20 protein-coding genes are annotated in these 26,896 nt (G+C 72.2%); 12 read left to right on the forward strand and 8 right to left on the reverse strand.

The window, feature by feature from the left end; translation table 11 throughout:
• Position 1 precedes the first annotated feature (1 nt).
• Positions 2-805 (forward strand): alpha/beta hydrolase fold domain-containing protein, encoded by an 804-nt coding sequence (locus FV234_RS06145; RefSeq protein WP_246686125.1) that lies wholly within the window; start codon positions 2-4, stop codon positions 803-805.
• Positions 806-854: 49 nt separating this feature from the next.
• The gene (gene atzF / locus FV234_RS06150) at positions 855-2,651 is read left to right on the forward strand and encodes an allophanate hydrolase (protein ID WP_147828398.1); all 1,797 of its coding nucleotides are present in this window, start codon (positions 855-857) and stop codon (positions 2,649-2,651) included.
• 15 nt (positions 2,652-2,666) lie between these two features.
• Here atzF and FV234_RS06155 read toward each other — a convergent pair whose 3' ends face one another.
• Positions 2,667-3,305, reverse strand: a complete 639-nt coding sequence (locus FV234_RS06155; RefSeq protein ID WP_147828399.1) for an invasion associated locus B family protein — start codon at positions 3,303-3,305, stop codon at positions 2,667-2,669.
• Between the two features lie 8 nt (positions 3,306-3,313).
• A complete protein-coding gene (locus FV234_RS06160; protein WP_187273596.1) occupies positions 3,314-6,256 on the reverse strand; it encodes a YadA-like family protein in 2,943 nt (980 codons plus the stop codon).
• 705 nt (positions 6,257-6,961) lie between these two features.
• Between FV234_RS06160 and FV234_RS06165 the strand changes: the two genes are divergently transcribed.
• The 4 genes from FV234_RS06165 (at position 6,962) to FV234_RS06180 (ending at position 13,477) form a co-directional block, all read left to right on the forward strand.
• On the forward strand, positions 6,962-9,625 hold the full coding sequence (locus tag FV234_RS06165; RefSeq protein WP_238272238.1) for a DUF3772 domain-containing protein: 2,664 nt from the start codon (positions 6,962-6,964) through the stop codon (positions 9,623-9,625).
• Positions 9,626-9,981: 356 nt separating this feature from the next.
• Entirely contained in the window at positions 9,982-10,965 is a 984-nt protein-coding gene (gene gmd, locus FV234_RS06170) for a GDP-mannose 4,6-dehydratase (protein WP_147828401.1), read from the forward strand.
• A gap of 52 nt (positions 10,966-11,017) precedes the next feature.
• On the forward strand, positions 11,018-11,989 hold the full coding sequence (locus FV234_RS06175) for a GDP-mannose 4,6-dehydratase (RefSeq protein ID WP_147828402.1): 972 nt from the start codon (positions 11,018-11,020) through the stop codon (positions 11,987-11,989).
• Positions 11,990-12,046: 57 nt separating this feature from the next.
• Positions 12,047-13,477 carry a phosphomannomutase gene (locus tag FV234_RS06180; protein ID WP_147828403.1) on the forward strand — a complete coding sequence of 477 codons (1,431 nt, stop codon included), beginning with the start codon at positions 12,047-12,049 and terminating at the stop codon, positions 13,475-13,477.
• A gap of 42 nt (positions 13,478-13,519) precedes the next feature.
• Here the strand turns inward: FV234_RS06180 and FV234_RS06185 are convergent, their stop codons facing one another.
• Positions 13,520-14,527 (reverse strand): sensor domain-containing diguanylate cyclase, encoded by a 1,008-nt coding sequence (locus tag FV234_RS06185; protein ID WP_147828404.1) that lies wholly within the window; start codon positions 14,525-14,527, stop codon positions 13,520-13,522.
• Between the two features lie 222 nt (positions 14,528-14,749).
• Between FV234_RS06185 and FV234_RS06190 the strand changes: the two genes are divergently transcribed.
• From FV234_RS06190 to FV234_RS06200, 3 genes are all read left to right on the forward strand, one after another.
• Positions 14,750-15,253: a CAP domain-containing protein gene (locus tag FV234_RS06190; RefSeq protein ID WP_147828405.1), complete on the forward strand. Its 504-nt coding sequence runs from the start codon at positions 14,750-14,752 to the stop codon at positions 15,251-15,253.
• 37 nt (positions 15,254-15,290) lie between these two features.
• Entirely contained in the window at positions 15,291-16,232 is a 942-nt protein-coding gene (locus tag FV234_RS06195) for a TAXI family TRAP transporter solute-binding subunit (protein ID WP_147828406.1), read from the forward strand.
• Positions 16,233-16,790: 558 nt separating this feature from the next.
• Positions 16,791-18,575: a glucan ABC transporter ATP-binding protein/ permease gene (locus FV234_RS06200; protein ID WP_147828407.1), complete on the forward strand. Its 1,785-nt coding sequence runs from the start codon at positions 16,791-16,793 to the stop codon at positions 18,573-18,575.
• Positions 18,576-19,045: 470 nt separating this feature from the next.
• On the opposite strand, the gene FV234_RS06205 is transcribed toward FV234_RS06200, so the two are convergent.
• On the reverse strand, positions 19,046-19,921 hold the full coding sequence (locus tag FV234_RS06205) for a YihY/virulence factor BrkB family protein (RefSeq protein WP_147828408.1): 876 nt from the start codon (positions 19,919-19,921) through the stop codon (positions 19,046-19,048).
• Between the two features lie 280 nt (positions 19,922-20,201).
• Here FV234_RS06205 and FV234_RS06210 point away from each other — a divergent pair, with 280 nt between their 5' ends.
• Both FV234_RS06210 and FV234_RS06215 read left to right on the forward strand, forming a co-directional pair.
• Positions 20,202-21,080 (forward strand): DMT family transporter, encoded by an 879-nt coding sequence (locus FV234_RS06210; RefSeq protein ID WP_147828409.1) that lies wholly within the window; start codon positions 20,202-20,204, stop codon positions 21,078-21,080.
• A 184-nt stretch (positions 21,081-21,264) separates the two neighbouring features.
• On the forward strand, positions 21,265-22,947 hold the full coding sequence (locus FV234_RS06215; RefSeq protein WP_147828410.1) for an acyl-CoA dehydrogenase family protein: 1,683 nt from the start codon (positions 21,265-21,267) through the stop codon (positions 22,945-22,947).
• Positions 22,948-23,414: 467 nt separating this feature from the next.
• Here FV234_RS06215 and FV234_RS06220 read toward each other — a convergent pair whose 3' ends face one another.
• The 3 genes from FV234_RS06220 to FV234_RS06230 all read right to left on the reverse strand — a co-directional run bounded on the left by FV234_RS06220 (position 23,415) and on the right by FV234_RS06230 (position 25,415).
• A complete protein-coding gene (locus FV234_RS06220) occupies positions 23,415-24,695 on the reverse strand; it encodes a hypothetical protein (RefSeq protein ID WP_147828411.1) in 1,281 nt (426 codons plus the stop codon).
• An 89-nt stretch (positions 24,696-24,784) separates the two neighbouring features.
• On the reverse strand, positions 24,785-25,066 hold the full coding sequence (locus FV234_RS06225) for a hypothetical protein (protein ID WP_147753141.1): 282 nt from the start codon (positions 25,064-25,066) through the stop codon (positions 24,785-24,787).
• Positions 25,041-25,415, reverse strand: a complete 375-nt coding sequence (locus FV234_RS06230; RefSeq protein WP_147753140.1) for a hypothetical protein — start codon at positions 25,413-25,415, stop codon at positions 25,041-25,043. The genes FV234_RS06225 and FV234_RS06230 overlap by 26 nt, the downstream gene beginning before the upstream one ends.
• Here FV234_RS06230 and aat point away from each other — a divergent pair.
• On the forward strand, positions 25,414-26,100 hold the full coding sequence (gene aat / locus FV234_RS06235; RefSeq protein ID WP_147753139.1) for a leucyl/phenylalanyl-tRNA--protein transferase: 687 nt from the start codon (positions 25,414-25,416) through the stop codon (positions 26,098-26,100). The genes FV234_RS06230 and aat overlap by 2 nt on opposite strands.
• Positions 26,101-26,148: 48 nt before the next feature.
• Here the strand turns inward: aat and FV234_RS06240 are convergent, their stop codons facing one another.
• Positions 26,149-26,802 (reverse strand): DUF2155 domain-containing protein, encoded by a 654-nt coding sequence (locus FV234_RS06240; RefSeq protein WP_147753138.1) that lies wholly within the window; start codon positions 26,800-26,802, stop codon positions 26,149-26,151.
• Between the last annotated feature and the right edge of the window lie 94 nt (positions 26,803-26,896).

Below are 26,896 nucleotides of genomic sequence, written 5' to 3' on the forward strand. Positions count from 1 at the left end.
GATGGATTGGCGAGACCTCGACCGCGCGGACTTGAGCCGGGCCTACGACAATTCCGGCGCGGTGGCCGACAGCGCCGCGATCGTCGCCGGCTGGCGGACGCGCAGCGCCGCGTTCCGCGAGGCCCAAGTCGACGCGCTCGACCTCGCCTACGGGCAGGGTGAGCGCCAGCGCATCGACGTGTTCCGCTGCGGCCGGCCGAGCGCGCCGATGCTGGCCTTCGTCCACGGCGGCTACTGGCAGCGCAACGATCGGCGCGGCTTCTCCTGCATGGCCGAGGGGCCGCTGGCGCGCGGCCTCGACGTGGCGCTCGTCGGCTACACCCTGGCGCCGGAGGCGCGCCTGACGGACATCGTCGCGGAAGCCCGCGCCGCGCTGGCGCTGCTGCGGGCCGAGGGCGGCGGGCGCCGGCTCGTGGTCTCGGGCTGGTCGGCCGGCGGGCACCTGGCCGCCGCGGTCGCCGACGCGGCCGACGCGGCCCTCGCGATCAGCGGCATCTTCGACCTCGCGCCGATCGCCGGCACGACCCTGAACGACGCGCTGGCCCTCTCCACCGAAGAGATCGAGACGCTCTCGCCGGTCCGCCACCTCCGCCCGGGCACGCCGCCCGTCGCGGTGATGTACGGCGGCGACGAGCTTTTCGAACTTCGCCGCCAATCGGACGCCTACCACGCCGCCCGCGGCGCCGCGGGGCTGGACGGGCCGCTGATCCCGGTGCCGGGCGCCAACCACTTCACCGTGCTCGACGCGCTGATCGACCCCGAGGGCGTCATCAGCCGCACGGCCGCGCGGCTCGCCGGATTGTAGGCCCCGACACGAGGCCCCTTCCCATCAGATCGACCCGACGAGACGCGCCATGCCCCCGTTCCCGACGATCCCCGCCCTGCACGCGGCCTACGCCGCCGGAGAGGACCCGCGTGCGATCCTGGCGGAGGTGTACCGCCGCGTCGCGGACGCCGACGATCCCGGCATCTTCCTCGCCCTCGTGCCGGAGCCCGAAGCCGCGGCGGCCTTGGCCGCGCTCGGCCCGTTCGATCCGGCAAGCAAGCCGCTCTGGGGCATCCCGTTCGCGGTGAAGGACAACGTCGACGTCGCCGGGATGGCGACGACGGCCGCGTGCCCCGACTTCGCCTACACCGCCACCGAGACCGCCCACGCGGTCGAAAAGCTTCTGGCGGCGGGCGCGATCCTCGTCGGCAAGACCAACCTCGACCAGTTCGCCACCGGCCTCGTCGGGGTACGGACACCCTATCCGGTGCCACGCAACGCGATCGATCCGGCCTACGTACCGGGCGGCTCCAGCAGCGGCTCGGCGGTGGCGGTCGCCCGCGGCCTCGTCGCCTTCGCGCTCGGCACCGACACGGCGGGCTCGGGCCGGGTGCCGGCGGCCCTGAACAACGTCGTCGGCCTGAAGCCGTCGCTCGGCAGCGTCTCGACGCGCGGCATGGTTCCGGCCTGCCGCACGCTCGACACGCTCTCGGTCTTCGCCGGTACCGTGGCCGACGCCGACGCCGCCTTCCGGATCATGGCCGGCTACGACCTCGCCGACGCGTATTCCCGGCGGCTGCCGCTGCCGGCGCCGTCGGCGATCCCGCCCGGCCTGCGCCTCGGCGTGCCGGATGCGCAGGGGCTGGATTTCGCCGGAGACGCCCTGTCGGAGGCGGCCTTCGCGGCGAGCCTTTCCGACCTCGAAGCCCTCGTCGGCGCAGCGCGCCCGGTGGACTTCGCGCCGATGTTTTCGACCGCGCGCCTGCTCTACACCGGCCCCTGGGTGGCCGAGCGCTACCAGGCGATCCGCGACGAGATCGAGACGCGGCCCGAGATCCTGCATCCGACGACGCGGGCCGTGATCGAGAACGCGAAGGGTTTCTCGGCGGCGGACGCCTTCGGCGGGCTCTATCGCCTGGCCGAGCTGCGGCGTGCGGCCGACGCGGTCTGGGACGCGGTCGACGTGCTCGTCGTGCCGACCTTCCCGCGTCCGCGGACGGTCGCCGACCTCGCCGCCGACCCGATCGGACCGAACAGCGAGCTCGGCACCTACACCAACTTCGTCAACCTGCTCGACTGGTGCGCGCTCGCCGTGCCCGGCCGCTTCCGGGCGGACGGCTTCCCCGCGGGGGTGACGCTGCTGGCGCCCCGCGGCCGCGACGGGCTGATCGCGGCAATCGGCGCCCGCCTGCACGCGGCGTCCGGCGTGCCGATCGGGGCGAGCGCCGTGCCGGTCCCGGAGGCGGTCGCGCCGAAGGGGCCTCAGGGCGACGCAATCGAGCTGGCGGTGGTCGGCGCGCACCTGTCGGGCCTGGCCCTCAACGGCGAGCTGACCGGCCTCGGCGCCCGCTTCCTGCGGGCCGTCTCGACGGCGCCGGACTACCGCTTCTACGCGCTCCCCGGCGGCCCGCCGCATCGCCCGGGCCTGCTGCGGGTGGCGGCCGGCACGGGCACGGCGATCGAGACCGAGGTCTGGGCGCTCCCGCCCGAGGCCTTTGGCCGCTTCGTCTCGACGATCCCGAGCCCGCTGGGCGTCGGCACCCTGCGCCTTTCCGACGGCACGGCCCCGAAGGGGTTTTTGGTCGAGGCCGAAGGCGTCGTCGGCGCCGAGGAGATCGGGCGCTACGGCGGCTGGCGCGGGTTCCTGGCCCGCGCCGCCGGTTGATCCGGGCGAAACGCGCTACTTGAGGCTGGCGATCGCGCCAGCGAGGCCGTCGAGGGAGGTCGCGATGGCGACGGGGGCGGCGGTCTCGCTCCGGCGATAGCGTACGCGGACGGAGGCGCGCGCGGCGATCGCCCGGCGAAGAGCCTCGTCCACCGCCAGGAAGCCGAGGCAGAGGCTGGCGTTGCAGCTCTCCAGGCGGATCACGGTCTCCTCGGCCGCGCCGAACGCCAGCCCCACGGTGCGAGCCGACCATGCGCCCACCGGCGCGCGCACCACGAAGACCGGCGCCCCCGCGCTGGTGGCCGCGAGCGACCAGCTGAAAGCGAAGGCCCCGTCGCCGTCCACGATCGATTGCGAGGCGTTGCAGACCCTGCGATGGCGGCGCAGGTTCTCGTCGCAGATCAGGGTCCAGGTCGCGAAGGCCTGGATCATCCGGCGGGTGTCGCCCGGCGCCTCGCCGGGAAGCGGCGCACCCTCGGGCTGGTGGACGCGATAGGCCGGCGCCGCGAACTGGGCGCGGGGCGCGTCGTCGGTGGAGACTGCGCCGCGCATCGCGAACGGCCCGAGGGCGCCGTCTCCGGCCGGGGCCGCGAGCGCGGGCGCCGCGAGCAGCATCCCGAGCCCGGCCACGGCGGCGATGGCCTGTGTGCGCACGGCCCGCCTCAGTTGAGGGTGAAGCTGGCGCCGGCGCCGATCCCGAAGTCGCGTCCGGCGGCGACGCCGGTGGCGTTCACCCGCGCGGACCCGTCGGGAAGCGTGTAGCCGATGCCCATCGAGGCCGCGCCCTCGCCGCGCCAGACGCCGCCGCCGGCCGCCATGCTCAGCTTGCCCGGGCGGTCGTCGAAGCGGAGCGAGGCGGCCGCCAGGCCGATCGCCGCGCCGCGCCGCGCCTCCTGGCGGACCTGCCCGACCTCGTTCTGAAGGCCGGCGAGCTGGCTGCCGAAGGCGTTCGCCTGCTTCTCCAGCGGCGCGACGCGGGCGTCGGTGTAGGCGGTGCCGGCGGCGTAGCTCGCCTGCACCCGCTGGTCGGTGTAGGCAAAGCTCTGCGCCTTTGCGGTCGCGACCTGGGCCGTCACCTGCCCGAGGTTGGCGGCATCAGTGGGCTGCACCCCGGCCGCGACGTTGCGGATCAGAACCGGCTGGTTCGGGTCGCTGCCGGCCAGCGTCATCGACTGGCCGCGCCCGCCGGTCGCCGGGTCGACGTCGTACTTCACCGCGAACGCGTCCACCGCCGCGAGCGCGTCGCCGACGCCGGAATAGGACCGGCCGCCGAGGGCGTAGGTCGGCCCGGTGAAGCTGCCGTCGGCGGCGAAACCCGCTCCGCCGCCGAGGGCGCCGGCGAGGTTGCCGCCGACCGCGCGGAGCTGGCGCAGGTTGACCGCGTCGGTGTCCTGGGTGCCGCCGGCGACGTTGACGATCTGCCGCTCCGCGCCCTCCGCGCCGACCGAGACCGCGCCCGCGGTCGAGGCCACCGTGATCCCTGAGAACGCCTCGGCAGCCCCCGAGAGCCCGGCGCGGCGGGCGATCGCGTTGGCGCCGAGCGCGACGCCGCCCTCGACGCTCGCCACCGAGGCCGGACCGATGGCGAGGCTGTCGGTCGCGGTGGCCTGGGCGGCGGCACCGGTGCTGCGCACCGCGACGTAGCGGCTTCCGGCGGTGTTGAGGGTGGTCACCGCGGCGTCGAGGCTGCCGAGCGCGGAGCCGACGTCGCCGAAGCTCGCGCCTTGGATCGCGTAGCTCGGGGCGGTGACTGTGCCGTCGGCAGCCACGCTCGACCCGCCGCCGAGGCTCCTCGCAAGCGAAGCGGAGAGCCCGTAGACCTGCCCGCCGCTGACCGCGTCGGTGGAGCCCAGGGCGATCCGGCCGCCGGAGACGCCGGTGAGCGTTCGGGCCGTGCCGTCGCGGTCGGCGAAGCTCACCGTGGTGCCGTCGGTCTCGGCGCCGACGGTCAGGCCGCGGGTCGCGGCGTCCTGCTTCACGAGGCCGACGCTGCCGTTGGCCAATCCGGCCGACAGGCCGGCGACCGCCTGGTTCGTCGCATAGAGCTGGCCCCCGTTGACCGCTTCGTCGGAGCCCGCCGAGAGGGCGCCGGAGGAGACGCCGCGGAGCACACGGCCGCTGCCGGCACTGTTGCGGAAGTCGACGAGCGCCCCGTCCGTCGCGGCGGCGACGCGGATCGCACGGCTCGTCGAGTCCTGCCGCACCAGGCCGAAGGTGCCGTCGTCGATGCTCTGGCGCAGCGCGTAGAGCTGGTCGCCGTTGACAGCATCGGTCGAGCCCGCGGCGAGGCTGCCCGGGGCGAGGCCGGTGATGCGGACCGCGGAGCCGACGGTCCCGGCGCGGCTCAGGTCGACGCTGGCCAGCCGGTTGCCCGACCCGTCGGTGTCGTAGCGCAATGCGAGTTGGTCGAGGGCGCCGACGACGCCGGGCACGGTGGCGTAGGATCGTCCGTTGTAGGTGTAGCTCGGCGGCGTGTAGGTGCCGTCGCTGCCGAAGCTGCCGCCGAGCGCTGTCGCATTCTTGGTGACCCCGCTCCCGACCGAACGGAGCTGGCGGACGTTGACGGCATCTGTGTCCTGCTGGCCTCCGGCGACATTCGTGATCTGTCGCTCAGCCCCTTGTGCGCCGACCGACACTTCGCCGTTGGCGGAGGACAGGGTGTTGGTGGTGTAGGCCTCGGTGCCGCTGAGGCTGCCCCGCAGCGCCATCGAGCCGGCACCGAGCGCCACGGACTGCGCCTTCGTCGCCGAGGCTCCGCTGCCGAGCGCCAGCGCCGAGCCGCCGACGGCCCTGGCGTTGTCGCCGATCGCGATGTTGCTGGCCGTCGGATTGCTCCCGGTTTCACCGGCGACGGAGAGGCGGCCCAGCGCCAGCGCGTCCTGTCCGTAGGCGCTGGCGATGAACCCCTGGGCGAACGAGAAGTCGCCGACCGCATAGGATTGTCGTCCCAGAGCGATGGCGACGTCGCCGAGCGCTTGGTTGTTCGTCCCGAGCGAAAGGGTCGAGCGGCCAGTAGCGAGGTTGGCATAACCGATCGCGACGCCGTAGGAGCCGGCCGCGTCGTTGTTCGCGCCGATCGCGGTCGAGTTGAAGGTCCCGGTGCCGGCCGAGTTGTGGTAGCCGACGGCCACGCCGCCGGCGGCGCCGACCGTGGACTTCTTGCCGATCGCCGTGCCCGACGGCTGGGCGCCGGCACTGGTCTCCCCGGCGCCGGGCGGTGTGGTGCTGCCGTTCGCGCCGTTCTGGATGTTGCCGCCGGTCCCGGCCGCGGGGATGCCGACGCCGCTGGCATCCCGGTAATTGATGATGCCCTGGTTGTTCGTCGCCGACTGCGCGGAGGCGCCCGACCCGATCGCCACGGCACCGGCGCCAGCCGAGCTCGCGTTGTAGCCGCCGGCGAAGGACTCGTCGCCGCCGGCCGTCGCATTCGGGCCGATCGCGGTCGCGTTCGTTCCGGCCGACGTGGCGCCGGTACCGGCATTGTAGGCTTGTGCCGAAGCCGAGCCCGTCGCGGCGAAGCCGAGGGCCAAGGTCAGCGCGGTCGTGGTCAGCAGGTGGCGATGCAGGCGCGCCGCAGGGCGGTCACAGGGTCGGTGGCTGGACATGACGACCGGTGGTTCCTCGAAACACGCAACGAAGAGAACGGGACGGGCAAGGCGGTGCCGCGAACATCCAGTCACGCGATGGGCGGATGCTCTCGGTCGATCGGGTCGGGCGGGCGTTCCGGCCATGCGCCTTGGAGGTCGGAAGGCGGATCATGCTTCGGGCAGGCGATCACCCTAAAGAAACTTCCTTGTTCTCACGGCCCCTTCAGCGCTGTTTGCTGCATTCGGATTTGCGCTTCAGCGAACATTTGAGTCCAGCCGTGTCGTTTATGACGGGTCATGATTAAAATCATGCTACTCGCGGCGATGTCGGATCGGCGTCGCTCAGGGACACATCGGGGCCGCTTTCGCGATCCGGCCAGGGGGGCGGTGTGACGGCCGACGTTGTGGCCGGCGGTCGTCCCGTCGCGATCACGTCCAATTGATTGCGCGGGCGGGCCGGCGGGCGCGGACGGGCCGAATGCCGGCCTCAGCCTTCGACCACCGGGGGGCGAACTCGGATCGCGGACGGCCGCAGGGTTATCGTCTCCGCCGGGGGTTCTGGGCGGCCCCCGGCACGCTTTCGCCCCATTGATCGGCGACACGGCGCACCTCTTGCGGGACGGCACCATGGCAAGGGCATCACGGAAGGGCGTCGCGGAGCCCGCGCCCACGGCCCTGTGCCCCCATCCTGCCGTCGCCCCTGCCGAGCATCCAAGGATTTCGATGAGTCGTCGCCCGTCCGCGCGCAGCCGAATCGCCCGCGAAACGCGCCTGCGCAGTCCGATCCGCTCGATGATCGCCGCCGGGCTGGCGGCGCTCCTGCTCGCCCCCGGCCTTGGTTGGGCGCAGTCGGCCCCGCCGCCGGCCCCCGCGGCCGGGACCCAGACCAAGACGCCCGACGCCAAATCCTCGGAGACGAAGCCGGCCGAGGGTAAGCCTGCTGACGCCAAGCCGGCCGACGCCAAGCCGGCCCCCCCGAAGCCCGAGATGTCCGAGGCGCTCAAGGCGGTGCGGGCCAAGCTCGACGCGGCCAAGAACGACCTCGCCGCGCGCGAGAAGGAACTCGCCCGCACCGATCTCGGCACGCCGGAGCTGTCGGCCATCCGCGACGGCGTCGGCCCGGTCACCGACGAGATCCGGACGATCATCGGCCGGCTCGACGCGCCGCTCGAATCGGCCCGCGAGCGCCTGACCCAGCTCGGGCCGAAGCCCAAGGACGCCGAGGAGAGCCCCGAGGTCGCCCAGGAGCGGGTCGAGCGCGACGCGGCGGTCTCGCGCATCGACGAGACCCAGCGGCTGGCGCGCTCGCTCCTGGTCCAGGGCGACCAGATCATCGACCGGGTCTCGAACCGGCGGCGCGAGTCCTTCACCAAGGGACTGTTCGAGCGCAGCTTGGCCCTGGTAAGTCCGCAGCTCTGGAGGCGGGTCGCGGCCGACGTGCCCCGCGACGTGCGCTCGCTGCAGAGCGCGCTGTCGGACATCCTGCTGCTGTTCTCGCGCAACGGCACCCTCGGCAACCTGCTGCTGCTCGGCCTCGCCTTCGGCGTCTCGGTGGCGCTGTATTTCGGCCGCCGCAACATCGCCCCGCGTCTCGGCCGGCGCGACGCGGCGATGGCCGAGCCGACCCGGCGCCAGACCCTCCTCGGCGCGTGGCGGGTGCTGCTGCTCGGCACCGTGCCGGCGGTGATCGGCTCCTACGCGGTCTATTACGCCCTCGACGGCACCGACCTCCTGCCCTCCCGGCTGCTGCCGGTGGCCGGCGCGATCCTGGCCGGCCTCGCCTTCATCGCCTTCGTCGAGGCCTTGTGCGACGGCCTGCTCTCGCCGGACAAGCCGCAATGGCGGCCCGCGCCGGTGAGCGACGCGGCGGCGATCCGGGTGACGCGGCTCGCGGTCGGCATCGCCACGGTGATCACCGTGGTGAAATCGATCGAGGCGCTGAACTCGGGCATCTCGGCGGCGCTGCCGATCTCGATCGCCACCCGCGGCATCGGCGCGGTCGCGACCGCGCTGATCCTCGCCATAGGCCTGCACCGCTTCGCCGACAAGGAAGAGGAAGAGGAGGCCTGCTTCGGCCCCTACGTGCCGACGAAGACCACCACCGGCCTCGGCGGACCGGCGCGCCTCGTCGGCTGGGCGGCGACGGCCGTCATCGGCGTCGCCGCCCTCGTCGGCTACGTCGCCTTCGCCGCGTTCGTGATCGACCAGCTGGTCTGGACCGCGAGCCTCCTGGTACTGCTCTACCTGCTCGTACAGAGCGCCGACACCTTCGTCGGCGGCTCGCTGTCGGACGACACCCGGCTCGCCACCGCGCTCCAGGCCAACACCGGCCTGCGCAAACGCTCGCTCAACCAGATCGCGGTGCTCTCGACCGGGGCCGCGCGGGTGCTGCTGTTCCTGATCGTGGCGCTCCTGGTGCTCGCGCCCTGGGGCCTTGATTCGACCGACATCGTCTCCTCGATCCGGCAGGCCTTCTTCGGCTTCAAGGTCGGCGACGTCACGATCTCTCTCTCGACCATCGCGCTGGGCCTCGGGATCCTGATCCTCGGCATCGTCATCACCCGGGCGGTCCAGCGCTGGCTCGAGCAGGTCTACCTGCCCGCCACCGACCTCGATGCGGGCCTGCGCAACTCGATCTCCACCGTGTCGGGTTATTGCGGCTTCCTGCTCGCCCTGGCCCTGGCCTTCTCGTATCTCGGCCTCAGCCTCGAAAAGCTGACGATCGTGGCCGGCGCGCTCTCGGTCGGCATCGGCTTCGGCCTGCAATCGATCGTCAACAACTTCGTTTCGGGCCTGCTCCTGCTCTGGGAGCGGCCGATCCGCGTCGGCGACCAGGTGGTGATCGGCGATTCGGAGGGCATCGTGAAGCGCATCTCCGTGCGCTCCACCGAGATTCAGACCTTCGACCGCTCGGCGGTGATCGTGCCGAACTCCAACCTGATCTCAGGCATCGTCAAGAACCGCGTCCGCGGCGACCGGACCGGGCGGGTGTCGCTGACCGTCAACGTGCTGCGCAACCAGGACCCGGCGCGCGCCGCCGAGATGCTGCTCGCCTGCGCCGCCCAGCACGCCGACGTGCTGAAGGAGCCGGCACCGCGCGTGGTGTTCCGCAAGATCGGCGACCCGTTCCTCGAATTCGAACTCGTGGTGATGATCGTCGACGTGAGCCTCGGCCTGAAGGTGCAGAACGACCTCAACTTCGCGGTGTTCGGGACACTGTCCCAGGCGGGTTTCATCCCGCCGCTCGGGCCGGGCTCCAGCATCGTCACGGTTCAGGGCCTCGACGGGATGCAGGAGGCGTTCTCCGAAATCGCCGGCCGGTTCCGCCCTCCGCCGGAGAACGGGATCGACTCCGGCCGCGACACGAGCCCGCTCGGCGCCCGGTAGCACGCGAGGCTCGCTTCCGCGGGCGGGCAACCGAGGTTCGCAAGCACGCAGAGATAGATTTCGTCCGCCGCCATGCCCGCCTGGGTTGCAAAAACAAAAGTCCTTGGCCAAACGCTCCGGCATCGTTCGCGAGCGGGCGGGACGATTCGCGATGGCGACGCACCCGCCTGCCTCCGCCAACGGCACGGTGGCGCCGCCGGGGACCGGACCCGCACTACGCCTGCGTATCGGCAGCCGAGGTCGGGCCTCTGATGCGTTGAAAACGGCGGTTCCGGTGGATATGCCACCGGGAAACACCGTGCGCCCTCGCTCATCGAACGACGGAACGTCACGTTTAGATGGAAGAGGTCTCGCAGATGAGCACCAAGACGGCACTGATCACCGGCATCACCGGGCAGGATGGGGCGTATCTCGCGCAGCTTCTGCTGTCGAAGGGCTATGCGGTGCATGGGGTGGTACGGCGCTCGAGCCATGCCGGGGTGTTCGACCACCGGCTGAAGTGGCTCGGGATCGAGGACGACGTGGAGCTTCACGACGGCAACCTGCTCGACCTGTCGAGCCTCGCCCGGATCGTTCAGGCTGTGCAGCCGGACGAGGTCTACAACCTAGCCGCGCAGTCGTTCGTCACCGCCTCGTGGCAGCAGCCGCTGCTCACCGGCCAGATCACGGGCCTGGGCGCCGTCAACCTGCTCGAATGCGTGCGCACCCTGAAGCCCGATGCGCGCTACTACCAGGCCTCGTCGTCGGAGATGTTCGGCCTGATCCAGGAACAGGTGCAGAGTGAGGCGACGCCGTTCTACCCGCGCTCGCCCTACGGCGTGGCCAAGCTCTACGCGCACTGGATGACGATCAACTACCGCGAGAGCTTCAAGCTGCACGCCTCGAACGGCATCCTGTTCAACCACGAGAGCCCGCTGCGCGGCGTCGAGTTCGTCACCCGCAAGGTCACGGACGGAGTGGCGCGGATCAAGCTCGGGCTGGCCAAGGAATTGCGGCTCGGCAACATCGACGCCAAGCGCGACTGGGGCCATGCCAAGGACTACACCCGGGCGATGTGGATGATGCTGCAGCAGGAGAAGCCGGACGACTTCGTGATCGCCACCGGGCGCACCACCACGGTGCGCGACATGTGCGCGCTCGCGTTCTCTCACGTCGGCCTGCCGATGGACGACCACCTGATCATCGACGAGAAGCTGTACCGACCGGCCGAGGTCGAGGTGCTGCTCGGCAACCCGGCCAAGGCGGAAGCCGCGTTCGGCTGGAAGGCCGAGATCTCGCTCGAGACGATGATCCAGGAGATGGTCGAGGCCGACCTGAAGCGCCTCGGCGGCCGCGCTTGACCGGCAAGCGCGTCATGGACCAGTGCCGCGCCGTGACGGCCGCCGTTCGCTCGTGAAGCGGATCCTGGTCACGGGGGCGGCCGGCTTCGTCGGGCAGCACGCGCTCGCGGCGCTCTCGGCCGCAAGCGGGCCGGCGGACCGGATCCTCGGGATCGGCCGCGGCAGCCCGGACGTGCTGCCGGAGCGCGTCGCCTACGAGACGGTCGACCTGCTGGACGAGCCGGCGCTGAATGCCTGCCTCGCCGCGTTCCGGCCGACCGACGTGCTGCATCTGGCCGCGATGGCCTCGGTGCAGCAATCGGCGGACGCGCCGGGCGAGACCTGGCGGGTCAACCTCGTCGGGCTTTTGAACCTCGCCGAGGCGGTGGTGCGATCCGCGCCCGGCGCGGGCTTCCTGTTCGTGAGTTCGGGTGAGGTCTACGGCCGGGCGTTCCTCTCCGGGCGCCCGCTGACCGAGGAGGCGGCGCCCGACCCGCAGGGACCTTACGCCCGCTCGAAGTGGTTCGGCGAGACGATCCTGCGCGACGTGCTGGCGCGGACGGGCGTGCGGCTGGTGATCCTGCGGCCGTTCAACCAGGTCGGCGCCGGCCAGGACGAGCGCTTCGTGCTGCCGTCCTTCGCCGGCCAGATCGCGCGGATCGAGGCCGGCCTGGTGCCGCCGGTGCTGGAGGTGGGCAACCTCGCCGCCGAGCGCGACTTCCTGCCGGTGGGCGACGTGGTGCGGGCCTATGCCGAGCTGATCGCCCGCGGCGTGGACATCGCCGACGGGTCGGTGTTCAACGTCGCCTCGGGGCGGCCGCGCAGCATCGCGAGCGTGGTGTCGGACCTGCGCCGGCACGCACGGGTCGCGTTCGAGGTCCGGGTCGCAGCCGACCGGATGCGCGCGTCCGAGATCCCGGTGGCGGCCGGCGACGCGACCCGGCTGCGCACGGCGACCGGCTGGACGCCCCGCGGCGACTGGGACGCCGCGATCGCCGACGTGCTCGAGCATGCGCGCGCAAGGCTGGGCCGGCCCGGACCGTGAGCACGGCCATCGAGTCGGCGAAGGGCAAGTTTAGGTCGGCAAGGAAATGAGGACGTCGTGAGCAGCCTGAAGTTCGGGACGAGCGGCCTGCGCGGCCTGGTGGCCGACCTCGTCGGGTGGCCGAGCTACGCCTATGCCGGCGCGTTCTTCCGCTCCGTCGGCGCCACTTCCTGCGCGAGCCGCACCGCGGTGATCGGACGCGACCTGCGCGACAGCAGCGCGGACATCGCCGCCACCGTCGCCACGGCGGCTGCCGCCGCGGGCTTTGCCGCGATCGATTGCGGCCCGCTTCCGACGCCGGCGCTGGCGCTGGAGGCGATCCGGCGCGGGGCCTGCGCCGTGATGGTCACCGGCAGCCACATCCCGCAGGACCGCAACGGCCTGAAGTTCTACCGGCCCGACGGCGAGATCACCAAAGCCGACGAGGCCGCCATCCTCGCCGCCCTCGGCGACGTCTCCGCGGTCGGGACGATGCCGGCGCCCGTCGCCGCGACGCCGGACCCGGACGTGGTCGAGCGCTACCGGCGCCGGTACAGTGCGGCCTTCGCGCCCGACATCCTCGCCGGCCTGCGCGTCGCCGTCTACCAGCAGAGCTCGGTCGCCCGCGACCTGCTCGCCGACTTGCTGGCAGGGTTCGGCGCCGAGGTCACGCCGGTCGGCCGCTCGGACACGTTCGTCCCGATCGACACCGAGGCGCATCGCCCGGAGGATGTGACTTACATCGCCGAGACCATGGCGTCGGGCGCCTACGACGCGCTGGTCACCACCGACGGCGACGCCGACCGACCGCTGGTGGCCGACGCCGCCGGCGGCATCCTGCGCGGCGACGTGCTCGGCCTGATCACGGGGCGGTATCTCGGCGCCGACGCGGTGGCGGTGCCCGTCACCGCGGGCTCGGCGATCGAGCGGGCCGGCGGGTTCGCGCAGGTGCTGCGCACCCGGGTCGGCTCGCCCTTCGTCATCGCCGGCATGGAGCAGGCGCAGCGCGCAGGCGCGAAGACGGTGGCCGGCTTCGAGGCGAATGGCGGCTTCCTCCTCGGGTCGGACGTAGCGCTCGGCGGATCGGTGCTGCCCGCCCTGCCGACGCGCGACGCGATGCTGCCGATCCTCGCGACGCTGGCTGCGGCCCGCGACGCCGGCCTGCCGCTGGCCGGCCTCGTCGCCGCGCTCGACGTCGGCGCGATGGCGAGCGACCGCCTGCCCGAGACGCCGCCCGAGCGCAGCGGCGCGCTCCTGCGCAGCCTCGGCGACGCGGGGTTCCGGCACACGTTCCTGAAGCCGGTCGGCGTGCCGGAGGCGGTCGACGCGCAGGACGGGGTCCGGATCGCGCTCGACGGCGGCCGCACGATCCACTTCCGCGCCTCGGGCAACGCGCCGGAGCTGCGCTGCTACACCGAGGCGCGCACCGAAGCGGAGGCCAAGGGCCTCCTGGCCTGGGGCCTGAAGGCGGCGGCGGCGGCGATGGCGGCGCACCAGCGGGACGCGTAGGCGTCGTCGTATCCTCGGGGGCGGCCGCGCGAGGCTGGGCGATCACGCGAGGCGGATCGGGGCGCCATGGGTGCGGAACGTGTTCCGGCCGGCGCGCTTGGCGGCGTAGAGCGCCGCGTCGGCGCGGGTGAAGGCATCCGCCGGCCCGCCCCCTACCAGGGCCGCGATGCCCACCGAGGCGCCGACCCGGATCGTGACGCCGCCGACCTGCATCGGCCGGCCGACCGCGCCGACGATCCGCGCCGCGAGGGCTTCGGCGGCGTCGGCCGCGCAATCGCCGCCGAGCAGGATCGCGAACTCGTCGCCGCCGATCCGCGCCACGAGGTCGGCCCGTCGGCAGAGCCCGGCCAGGCGGCGGGCCGCCTCCCGCAGGCAGGCATCGCCTGCCGCGTGGCCGAAGCCGTCGTTGACTGCTTTGAAGCCGTCGAGGTCGACCAGCACCAGCAGCCCCGCGCCGGCACGGCACAGGGCCGCAAGGCGGTCCTCGAAGCACATCCGGTTGGCCAGCCCCGTCATCCCGTCGACCTCGGCGCGCCGGCGCGCCGCCTCGGCGGCCAGCCTCTCCTCGGTGACGTCCTGCTTGATCCCGAACAGCCGAACCGCGACGCCCGCGCGCGCCTCCACCGTAGCGGTCAGGCGAATCCAGCGGAGCTGCCCGGCGGCGGTCCGGATCTCGGCGTCGAGGCGGAAGCCGGTCCGCTCGGCGATCGCCCGCGTGCGGGCCGCCTCGAGGGCGCGGCGCGAGGCGGCCGGATAGTGCTCGAGGGTGCGCCCCCGCGACAGGGCCGTCCCGCGCGGAATCCCGAACAGGTCGTAGACGCCGGACGACCAGTCGAGGGCCTCGTCGTGCAGCCGGCATTCCCACAGGCCGATCCCGGCCGCGGCAGCGGCCTGATCGAAGCTGCGCTGGCGCTCGGCCAGCCGCTCGGCGTCCCGGCGGATCAGGCGCAGCTGCGCCTCGGCGGACCGGAGGGTCGCCGACGCCGCAGCAGCGGCATGGGTGGGCAGCCCGGTCATGCGGTGGGCGACGCCGCCTTGCGGGAGCCGCACCACAGGTTCGCTTCGGAGATTGCCACGCGATCCTCTCGGCGGACCGGAGCGAGCACAGGGAACGTCCCGGCATCCACGGTTCGATTCGGCACAGCCTAAGCGCAAGCCGGTGAACGGATCGTCAATCCTGATGACCGTCGCCGCTGCACGGTGCCGGCGGACACCCTATATGATCGTGCGGATGGCCCGGCGCGGGCCGATGGCGAGCGGCGGGTCGGACACGTGGGCAGGATCGGACGATACGGTGCGGGCGTCCTGGTGCTGGCCGTCACGGCGTTGCTGGCCGGCTGCGCCACCGACACGCAGACGACCTCGGCGCTGCCGAGCCTCTACCTGCCGCTGTCGAACGACGCCGCCCACGTCGACACCGAAGCCGCCCGCGACATGATCTCGGCCTATCGCCGCGGCCGCGGCGAAGCGGCCCTCACCCTCGATCCGCAATTGCAGAAGCTCGCCGAGGCCGAGGCCGCGTCGATGGCGCTCGCCGACCGGCCGAGCAAGGCGCAGACCGTGAAGGGCGCGGTGGAGCGCCTCGGCTTCTCCTCGGCCAACGCCAACCTGTCGGCCGGCTACCACACCCTCGCCGAGGCCTTCTCCGGCTGGCGCGACAGTCCGCCCCACAACGCGGTGATGCTCGATCCGAAGGCCGCGCGGATGGGCATCGCCACCGCCTACGCGCCCGGCTCGAAGTACAAGGTCTACTGGGCGCTGCTGACCGCGAAATAACGGCTCGCCGTCCCGGCAGGCCGATCCGGAGGATGCGATGCCGCCGACACGCGTCCTGCTCGCCCTGTGCCTGTTCGCGCTGCTGGCGCCGTCGGTGCGGGCCGATCCGCTCCGCCTCGTCCTCGGCACCGCCACCCCCGGCGGCGGCTTTCCGGCCTACGGCGCAGTGTTCGCCGCCGCCCTCCACGAGGTCGATCCGGACCTCACCATCGAGACCCAGGCCACCGGCGGCTCGGCCGAGAACGTCGGGCTGCTGCGCGCCGGCGCCGTCGACCTCGCCCTGGTGCAGGGGGAGGTCGCCTACCCGGCGCTGGCGGAGAAGGACGCGCCGCGCCTCACGGTGGTCGCGCCGATGTACGCCACCCCCGGCCTTCTCGTCGTCGCTGCTGCGAGCCCCGTGCGGACGCTGGCGGACCTCGCCGGCAAGCCGGTGGCGCTCGGCACACGCAATTCCGGGCTGACGGCGATGGGCCGCGCGGTGCTCACCGCCTCGGGCCTCGACCCGGAGCGCGACGTCGTCCCGATCCTGCTGGCCCATGCCGGCGACGGCCCGGCCCTGGTCGCCGACGGGCGCGCGGCCGGGCTCTGGGGCGGCGGGATCGGCTGGCCGGGCTTCATGGCGGTGGCGGCGCTGCCCGGCGGGGCCCGCTTCGTCGGACCGGCGCCGGAGGCGATCAACCGGGCGCTCGCCGCCAGCCCGTCGCTCCGCCGCATGACCGTGCCGGCCGGCAGCTTCCGCGGCCAGGACGCGGCGATCGACACCGTCGGATCGTGGAGCCTCGTCCTCGCGCGGCCCGGCCTCGACCCGGAGGCGGCCCACCGGCTGGTGGCGGCAATCGACCGGGCGGGCGCGGACTTGGCCCGGCGCCTGCCGCAGGGCCGCGACAGCGATCCCCGGAACCTCTCCGGCGCGGTGCCGGCCGAAAACCTCAACCCGGGGACGGCGCGCTACCTGCGCGAGGTCGGCGCGGCACGCTGACCGTCCGATCTCGAGCAGGCTCTCGGCTTCGGGAGGGGCATCGTCTCGACGCACGCCGTCAGTCACCGCGCGTGAAGATGTTCCGGCCGTCGTCATTCTGGGGCTGCGAAGTGGAGCCCGGAATCCAGAGCCTACGACGAAACCAGGTCCGACACCGCCGGCGGTCCCGGAATGACGGTGCTGGAGGAGGTGGCCTCAGGCCGAGCCGGCGCGGGCGCTGCCGAACATGACGCCCGACGCGAGAATTCGCCCGCATGCGCCGTTCGCGCGCTTGTGAACCGCTCGGGCGCGGGGTTAGGAAATCTTGCTGAACGAACCGTAAAGACGGCCCGCCCCCGCGGCGGCTCCGTCAGGCGCCGTTCAGCCAACCCCTGGCATAAGCCCCATCGCGCCAAGCGTTTGGGAGCCCGGAGTTCGGGACGTCCCACTTGACCGTCCGCACGATCGGACGGGGCGCGACGGAATGAGGAGGCCGGGCCGCAACCGCGGACCGGTTCGGGGAAGAAGCGCGCGGGACCCGGGCAACACGGGGCGTGCAGAGGTCGGTTCGGAGCTGACATGTCGCTGTTTCGTCTCTACGCGCGCGTCCTGAGCCTTCTGGGCCACGACAAGCGGCTCGCCGTCGGCCTCGGCTTCGCCAACGTGGCTCTGGCGGTGGCGGCGTTCGCCGAGCCGCTGATCATGGGCCGCATCATCGACGGGCTCACCCACCTCAAGCGCGGCGGCAACGGCCTGCAGACCATGCTGCCGCTGATCGGCGCGTGGGTGGCGTTCGGCTTCTTCACCATCGCGGCGGGCGTCGCCATCGCGCTCCACGCCGACCGGCTGGCCCACCGCAACCGCCTCTCGACGATGGCGAACTACTTCGAGCACGTCCTCGACCTGCCGCTCGCCTTCCACTCGGCCAACCATTCCGGCCGCGTGCTGAAGGCGATGCTGGAAGGCACAAACGGCATGTCGACCCTGTGGCTCGGCTTCTTCCGCGACCACTTCGCGGCCCTGGTCTCGCTGGGCGTGCTGCTGCCGATGACGCTGTTCGTGAACTGGCAGCTCGGCTCGATCCTGCTCGTGCTGGTGCTGGTGTTCACCGCGCTGACCACCTTCGTCATGCGCCGCACCGAGACCCTGCAGGGCGAGGTCGAGTTCTACAATTCGGGCCTCGCCGCGCACGCCTCCGACGCGCTCGGCAACGTCGCCGTGATCCAGTCCTTCACCCGTGCCAAAGCCGAGAAGGACGCGATGCGCGACATCATCGGCAACCTGCTCGCCGCGCAGATCCCGGTCCTGTCCTGGTGGGCGCTGGCCAACGTCGCGACCCGCGCCTCGGCCACCATCACCATGACCGCGGTGTTCGTCACCGGCATCATGCTCTACCAGGCCGGCTCGACCACCGTCGGCGAGGTCGTGGCCTTCATGAGCCTCGCCACCGCCTTGGTGACCCGCCTCGACCACGTGGTCGGCTTCGTCAACGGCCTGTTCCAGCAGGCCCCGAAGATCGCCGAGTTCTTCACCATCTTCGATACGGTGCCGGCCGTCCGCGACCGCGCGCACGCGGTCCAGGTCGCCCGCTTCGAGGGCGAGGTCGAGTTCGACGCCGTCGGCTTCTCTTACGACGGCCGCCGCAAGGCGCTCGACGGGGTGTCGTTCTCGGCGCGCGCCGGCGAGACCGTGGCGCTCGTCGGCACCACCGGCTCGGGCAAGTCGACTACGCTCGGCCTGCTCCACCGCAGCTTCGACCCCGGCGCCGGCGCGATCCGCATCGACGGGATGGACATCCGCGACGTCGGCGTCTCGTCGCTGCGCCACAACATCGGCGTGGTGTTCCAGGAGCCGATGCTGTTCGCCCGCTCGATCCGCGAGAACCTCCAGGTCGGCCGCCCGGACGCCACCGACGCCGAGATGCTCGACGCGCTGGAGCGCGCCCAGGCCTCCGCCTTCATGGCGCGCCAGCCCGACGGCCTCGACACGGTGATCGGCGAGCGCGGTCGCTCGCTCTCGGGCGGCGAGCGCCAGCGGCTCTCGATCGCCCGGGCGATCCTGAAGAACCCGCCGATCCTGATCCTCGACGAGGCGACGAGCGCGCTGGACGCCGCCACCGAACGCCGCCTGCAGGGCGCGCTGGAAGCCGTGATGGAGGGCCGCACCACCTTCGTCATCGCCCACCGCCTCGCGACGATCCGCAACGCCGACCGCATCCTGGTCTTCCACGAGGGCCGCATCGTCGAGAGCGGCACCTTCGACGGCTTGGTCGCCCAGAACGGCCGCTTCGCCGAACTCGCCCGGGCGCAGTTCATGGCAGCCGAGGCCGACGAGGAAGAGGCGGTGCTGGCGCTGGCGGCGTGAACGAGGACCGTTACGCGGATGCGGGGCCGGGCCGAGAGGTCCGGCCTCGTGCGTTCGGAGCTGCCGGCCACTCCTCTTCTGCAAGACGGCATGTGATTCCGACACCTCTCGTTTTCGGCTTCCGCATCCTCCCCGTCCTCCCGGGGCCCCGAAGGCGAGCCCGGGATCCAGAACCGGAGGTCATGCTCCAGTCTGCGCCGTCGGCGGCTCTGGATCCCGGGTTCTGCTGCGCAACCCCGGGATGACGGCGCGGGTGCGGTTCGCTTCGACGAGCGCTGGGAATCCGGCAGGCTCGCGGTGGAGGGGAGTGGCGCGGACCATCGCCGCGACAGGTCCTGATCGGCTGACGCCCAAAGAAAAACGGCCCGCCGCCCGTTTCGGGGAGGCGGGCCGGATAAGGTTTCGGATCACATGGAGTCTCGTGGCAAACAGCCCGGATCGGACTCGGTTCCCGGCAAAGCGTCTCGGCTCTAGGGGTGCGCTTGGCGCGCCAGCATCCGGGCCCGGAGCCGGGCGCGACGGGCCGCGATCACCGTGCCGTTGATCTCGCCGCCGAACAGGAACATCGCCGCGAGCCAGTAGAGGAACACCAGGAACACCATCGCGGTGGCCAGCCCCCCGTAGGTGGAGGCGTAGGCGGTCGAGAAGCGGTCGAGGTAGTATCCGAAGCCGAGGCCGGCGAAGAACCACAGCAGCAGCGTCACCCCGATGCCCGGCAGCACCGCCAGGAACGAGCGCCGGCCGGCGGCGACGAACTTGTGGGCGATGATCAGCACCATGGCCAGCAGCAGCGCCGTGATGCCGATGCGCGCGATCGCCACGGTGAGGCCGAGGGGCTCCAGCCCCGGCGCGACCAGGACGACGTTGCGCCAGATCAGAGGCCCCAGCACCACCAGCAGCGCGAAGGCCAGCATCGCGAAGGCGCCGCAGACGACGTAGCCGATCGATTCGAGGCGCGTCAGCCACCACGGCCGCATCTCGCGTAGGCCGTAGGCGCGGTTCAAACCTACCCGCAGGCTCTCGACGCCCGAGGACGAGAAGTACAGCGCCAGCACCGCGCCCAACGTCAGGACCCCGCCGCGCTGCTCGGTGAGCACCCGGTGGACCTCGCCGACGATCGGCTTGGCGACCTCCCGGGGCCAGGCGTCGAAGATCAGTACGCCGGCCTCGTCCGCCAGGGACTTGGTGCCGAGCAGGCCCGCGAGCGCCGCGAGCAGGATCAGGAACGGGAACAGTGAGGTCAGGATCGACAGGGCGATGTGGCTCGCGATCGCCCAGCCGTCATGGGACACGAAGCGCTGCGCGGCGATGCCCGCGACCTCGAGGGCGGTGCGGAGGGGCTTCATGCCGGCATCCCCCCTCCCCGGGTGCGCGGCAAAGGGATGTGCGGCGATCCTTCCGTCAAAACGTTTGTCACGTGCGGCGATGCTACCCGATGGAGGATGCGTTTTACGGATACGTGATCGCCCGCCCGCCTCCGTCAACGCGTGGAGAGGCGGGCGGGGGCGTTCGGTGCCGGGGTGAAGCCTTCGGGCAACGGCAGGCGGCCCCCTGTCCCGCAATCGGGGGCGCGAGGCGGCTTTTTCGGTTGTCACCGCGGGCGCCGCGTGCTGCCTGCGCGGCATCATGCCAGCCCTCCTCGCAAACGTCCTGATCCCGGGCCTGTTCGTCCTGATCTGGGCGACCGGCTTCATCGCGGCCCGGTTCGTCGCGCCCTACGCCCAGCCGATGCCCTTCGTGGCGTTGCGGGTCATGGGTGTGGCCCTAGTGCTCGCCGCCATCGCGCTGGCCCTCCGCGCCCGCTGGCCGCGGACCGGCGCCGGGTGGCGCGACGCAATGGTTGCGGGCGTGCTGATGCAGGGCTGCTACATCGTCGGCGTGTTCTGGGCGATCCATCGCGGCCTTCCGGCGGGGATCGCCGCCCTCGTCGGCAGCCTGCAGCCGCTGGCGACGGCGATGCTGGCCGGGCCGGTGCTCGGCGAGGCGGTGAGCCGGCGCCGCTGGTTCGGGATCGGGCTCGGCTTCCTTGGGGCCGGCCTCGTCCTCGCCCCGAAGATCGGCGCCGCCGACCCCGCCGGCATCCCGCCCGTGGCGCTCGCCGCCTGCGCCGGCGCGGTCGCCGCGATCACGCTCGGCACGCTCTGGCAGAAGCGCACGGGCGCCGACGCCGACCTCCTCGCCACGGCGACGCTGCAGTTCGTCGGCGCCTGCTTGGTCGCCGTGCCGCTGGCGCTGCTCTCCGGCGACGGCCTCGGCGTGCCGCTGCTGCTGCCGGTCTGGCTCGGGATGGCGTGGTCGGTGCTGGTGAGCTCCGTCGCCGGGATCCTGCTCCTGCTCGTCCTGATCCGCCGCGGTGCGGTGGCCGGCGTCTCGGCGCTGCTGTTCCTGGTGCCGCCGGTCTCGGCGGCGATGGCCTATCTGATGTTCGGCGAGGCGCTGACCGGGCTGCAGATCGCCGGCATGGCGGTCGCCGCGGTCGGCGTCGCCGTGGCCAACCGGGGCTAAGCTCGACGGCGCGGCGACGGCGCCCACTGTTTCGCCAACCAGTTGCGGCGTTGAGGAAAATTGCACGCGGCTGCATAGAAAATTCAAGACGAATTGCGGTCCCGAGCCTGAAGAATTTGCTACGTCCCGGCCGATCGGGCCTATATTGCTGGCAACCGGAAACGTTCAGACGAAAGTGCCAGCCATGTCCGCTTCGCCCGCCTTCCAGCCCGAGCCGCAGGATCTCGTCGCCCTCACGAAGGCCGCCGGCGAATCCGCGAAACGTCTCGTCGCCGAGGCGACCCGCCGGGTCCGCACCCGCGTGCTCGGCACCGACGGCAAGGTCGACGCCGCCAAGCTGGAGGCCGAGCAGCACGCCGCCCACGGGCTGGCCTGGATCGCCACCTACGGCGAGGCGGTGCGCGAGCTCGGCACCTACGCCGCGAACCTGCGCGATGCCGGCCGCCTCGGCGAGACCGAGACGCTGCTCGTGAAGATCGGCGCCGGCGAGTACCTCGAGCAGATGTTCTCGGGCATCCCGATGAGCCAGGGCGAGATGGTGCGCCCGGTCGGCTCGCTCGGTCTCACCGCCCGCGAGGTGCAGCAGTTCCGTACCGACGCCGTCGAGGCGCTGATCGCCGACGGCAACACCCCGGAGAACCGCGCCGCCCTGGTGCAGAAGATCCGCGACGGCGCGGCCTCGGCCACCGTCGGCGATTCCGGCCTCGACGAGGACATGGAGGCGATCCGCTCCGAGATGCGCCGCTTCGGCAAGGCCGAGGTGGTGGCCCAGGCCCACGAGTGGCACCTGAAGAACGACTACATCCCGATGGAGATCGTCGCCAAGATGGCCGAGCTCGGCGTCTTCGGCCTGACGATCCCGGAGGAGTACGGCGGCATGGGCCTGCCGAAGATCTCCATGTGCGTCGTCTCCGAGGAGCTGTCGCGCGCCTATATCGGCGTCGGCTCTCTCGGCACCCGCTCGGAGATCGCCGCAGAGCTGATCCTGTGCGGCGGCACCGAGGAGCAGAAGCAGCGCTTCCTGCCCAAGATCGCGTCGGGCGACATCCTGCCGACCGCGGTGTTCACCGAGCCGAACACCGGCTCGGACCTCGCATCCTTGCGCACCAAGGCGGTGAAGGACGGCGAGACCTGGAAGATATCCGGCAACAAGACCTGGATCACCCACCCCGTCCGCGCCGACATCATGACCGTGCTGGTCCGCACCAAGCCCGAGGAGAAGGGCCACCGTGGCCTCTCGATGCTGATCGCCGAGAAGCCCCGCGGCACCGACGCGGAGCCGTTCCCGGTCGAGGGCCTAACCGGCGGCGAGATCGAGGTGCTCGGCTACCGCGGCATGAAGGAGTACGAGCTCGCCTTCGAGAACTTCGAGGTGCCGGCCGCCAACCTGCTCGGCGAGGTCGAGGGCAAGGGCTTCGCCCAGCTGATGCAGACCTTCGAATCGGCCCGCATCCAGACCGCGGCCCGCGCCGTCGGCGTCGCCCAGTCGGCCCTCGACCTCGGCCTGCGCTACGCCGAGGACCGGGTGCAATTCGGCAAGCCGCTGATCAGCTTCCCGCGGGTGGCCGACAAGCTCGCGATGATGGCGGTGGAGATCAACATCGCCCGCCAGCTCACCTACTTCTCGGCGCGCGAGAAGGACGAGGGCAAGCGCTGCGACCTCGAGGCCGGCATGGCGAAGCTGCTGGGCGCCCGCGTCGCGTGGGCGGCGGCCGACAACGCCCTGCAGATCCACGGCGGCAACGGCTTCGCCCTGGAATACGCCGTCAGCCGGGTGCTGTGCGACGCCCGCATCCTCTCGATCTTCGAAGGCGCGGCCGAGATTCAGGCCCAGGTCATCGCCCGGCGCCTGCTCGAGGCGGCGTGAGTCGATGCCCGGGCCTTTAGGCTCGGGCACCGCGGGCTCCGCGTTTTCCACCTTCGGACGTCTGCAGAGTGATGCGCGGGTCCCTTCTCCCATGAGGAGAAGGACAGGATGAGGGGCGTGCCCCCTCGGTGTAGGTCACGCCCCCCCAAGCCTACCCTCTCCCCTGGGCAGGGCGATCGCAGATGGCGATTTGCTCTTCGGAAACACACTGGCAGCACCGCGTCATCCCGGGGCCGCGCAGCGGAGCCCGGGATCCAGAAACGCAGGTCGAGCCGGATTTTGCACCAACGGCGGCTAGGGATTCCGGGCTCGCCTGCGGCGCCCCGGAATAACGGTGTGGTGCCTCCTGCAATTACCGTCCCCCACGGGGGGCCGAGCGGTGCTTCGGACAGTCCAACCGCGACCGTGCGCAGAGACGCGTGAACACGACCGCCAGCGGGGAGGGAGACGCCTCCCCCAAACCGCACTCACGGCACGGCGACCGCGGCGACCGCGTGCGGCGTGTCGTCGAGAAGCAGTGCCCGCAGCCGGGCGGCGGCGTCCGGGCCTGTGCCTTCGAGCACCTGCCGTAAAGCCGCGATCCGGGCGCCGCACCGGACCGCCAGGTGCCGGGCGTGTCGCCGCGGGCGCGCGGCTTCGGCATCCGCGGCGGTCGTCGGCTCCCTGGCGGCTGTGGCTTGCCGCAACGCCTGCGCCACCAGCGCCGCCAGGCTCGGCACCGGATGATGGGCCTGCCGCAACGCCTCCTCGATCGCGACCAGGTCGCCGCCGGCCATCGCCTCGCAGGTGCTGTCGTCGGAGGCCTGCGCCGCGCGCATCGCCGTCAGGGTCGCATGCCCGAGGGCGCGGACCGTGGCGTCGTCGGCCCGGCGGAACAGGCCCCGCAGGTGCGCGCTCGCGTGGGCGCGCATCCCGCCGAGGGCATCCGCCTCCGAGCGGCCGTCGTGGTAGCCGTCGCGGTACCAGGCGGCGATCCGATCGATGGCGCCAGGCTCCGCTTGGGCGAGGATCGGCAGGTTGCGCAGCACCTGCGCGCGGGCCGCGAGCGGGCTGTCGTCGTCGTCCAGGGTCGAGTCGGGGAAGCGGTCGGTCTCCACCACCTCGGTCACGGCGCCGGCCCGGATCAGGCGGTCGGCGTCAGGCATCCAGATGTCGTCGGAGGCGACCGCCAGCGCCTCGGCGGTGAAGTCCGCAGCGAGCCCCGCCGCGCGATAGGCCGCCCGCTCAGGGGCCGCGTCGATCGGGAAGGCCTGCCCGAACAGACCGGCTTCGTAGGGGGCGTGGAAGCCGAGCCGTCCGCTCGCGCCGAGGTAGCGCCCGCGACCGCGGACGAAGGCCAGGGTGCAGGCCGAGGCGCACTCGTCGGGAACGTAGGTGTCGAGCTGGTGCGCGGCGATCAGCGCGCCCAGCGCCAGCCCCTCCTCGACGAGGCCGCCGCCGCTGGTGAGATGGATGCGGCGAACGTTTGGATGCGCGGCGAGCAGGTTCGCGACCTGCAGTGCGACGCCGTCCATCAGGTCGCCGGCCACCCGCACGTCTGCCCCGCCCGGCCCGAGGACGACCCGCGCCCCAGCCTCCTCCGGCGCGAAGCGCTGCGCGAGGTCCGTCGAGGCGCCGACGAACGCCATCCGCACGGCGGTCCGCGTGTCGGCCGAGACCGCGCCGACGAGGCAGGCGACGCCGAGCGCCGAGACCGCACACGTGGTCGCGAACTGGGTCGCGAAGCGGCGGGGCTTGTCGTTCGGCATGCCAAGACCTCTCGCCTGCGCCTTCGCGCAGGCCGTCTCACGGATTGGAGTTTATTGGGATCACGCTTCGGGCCGAGCGGGCCGGCGGCTTAGAACGCCTCATGCGCGAGGTAGGCGACCATCATCTCGGCCACCGCGCGGCCGGCATAGGCCGGCGGGCTCTCGCCCCGTCGCACCGGGAAGGCGTCGACGATCCTGCGGCCGGCCAGGATGCCCCGGACCTCGTCGGGCATCAGACCGTCGTCGACGGCGGTCGCGAAGGCGGCCCGGCCGTAATCGCGGCGCCGCAGGCGGGCCGCCGCGGCGGCGTCGCGGTATCCGGACGCGCGGCCGGCGCCGGTCGGGTCAAACGTTGCGTCGTGATAGCCCATGATCGAAGTCCTTCCCTGCCTGCTCTCGCTCCTTCCCCATGCCGTCGGTGCGGCAACAGGCGTGGATCGGGCCGGCAGGCATCCGGGACTTCAGCTGTGACTTGCGCATCGCCACGGTCATGCCGGCCTCCATGCGGCGTGTACGCCGCCGCGTCCTTTCGATAATCCTGACGATACGCTGCGAAGCCGGGGATGTGCTTCCAAAGTTATCCGCGGATGCAGACCAGTCGTGGCGCGGACGGATCGAACCGCAGAAGGATTGCGATCCGCGCGCCGCGGCGTCGGCGGCGCGGATTTGCGCGCCCGCCCCCTGGCGTTCCGGGCGCGCGCACGCCAGAATCGACGCCATGCACGACGGCACCCGCGTGGAGATCACGCCCGAGATCCTGCTCAAGGCCTACGCCGCCGGCATCTTCCCGATGGCCGAGGACGCCGACGACCCGACGCTGTACTGGGTCGAGCCGCGGGCGCGGGGCGTGCTGCCGCTGGACGGGTTCCGGGTGTCGAAGCGGCTCGCCCGCACGGTGCGCTCGGACGCGTTCGAGGTCCGCAGCGACACCGATTTCGACGGCGTGATCGCCGGCTGCGCCGCCCCGCGCCGCGAGAGCGAGCGCACCTGGATCAACGGCCGCATCCGCGAGCTCTACGGCGCACTGTTCGACCGCGGCCACGCCCACACCGTCGAGGTCTACGCCGGCGAGCCGCGCCGCCTCGTCGGCGGGCTCTACGGGGTGTCGATGGGCGCGGTCTTCTTCGGCGAGAGCATGTTCCACGAGGTCCGCGACGCCTCGAAGGTCGCCCTCGTCCACCTGATGGGCCGGCTTCGCGCCGGCGGATACCGCCTCGCCGACACGCAGTTCGTCACCGAGCACCTCGCCCAGTTCGGCGCCGAGGAGCTGCCGCGCCACGTCTACAAACGCCGCCTCGCCGAGGCGCTCGGCCATGCCGGCGACTGGAACGCCTGGCCGACGGACGGCAGCGTGCGCGGCGCTCAGGCGCTCGCCGCGCTCGGGGTGGGTGGCGCAGGGGATTGAGGCGAAAGCGTTTTCCTCCCGCACAAGGGGAGGAAGAAGAGATCGCGATCAGCGGAAGAGCGCGTCGAACAGCGATTGCGGCTGCTGGGGCTGCGGCGGGGCTGCGGCCGGGCCTTCGTTCGAGGGGAAGAACTTCCGCGAGGGCTTCTGGCGCGGCTGCACGGGGACGCCGCGTGGCGCCTCGACGTCGACCTGACCGGCCGAGTTGACCTGCTGCACCGTCTTGGTCGCATCCTTCGTGCCGCGCTTGCGCTCGGGCTTGGCGGCCATCGCCGGCACATCCTCCTGCTCGCGCGCCTCGGCGATGATGTCGCTGCCGCCCTTACAATCCACGAGCCACACGTCGTAGATCGGGTGCTCGATCGCGTGCAGGCCGGGACTCGAGGCGAACATCCAGCCGGTGAAGATCCGGCGGTACTTGTTCTCCAACGTCACCTCGTCGACCTCGAGGAAGGCCGTGGTCTTGGCGCTCTCGGTCGGCGGCCGCGTGTAGCAGACCCGCGGGGTGAGCTGCAGCGCGCCGAACTGCACGGTCTCGTCCACCGCCACCTCGAACGAGACGATGCGGCCGGTGATCTTGTCGAGGCCGGAGAACACCGCGGTCGGGTTCTTGATCTTGTCGGCCGAGGCTGGGCCTGCGCAGAGGGCGACGAAGGCGATAGCGAAGGGCCCGAGTGCGGCGCGTGCTGTGATGCGGCTCAAGGCACGCCCCTCCCGACGATTGGACGACGCGGCGAAAAGCCGACGGATGGCGGGCGTTCAACACCGGAACGGTGGTGGAAAAAGGGCGTGGCGC

The sequence above is a fragment of the Methylobacterium sp. WL8 genome, assembly GCF_008040045.1.
Taxonomy (GTDB): domain Bacteria; phylum Pseudomonadota; class Alphaproteobacteria; order Rhizobiales; family Beijerinckiaceae; genus Methylobacterium; species Methylobacterium cerastii.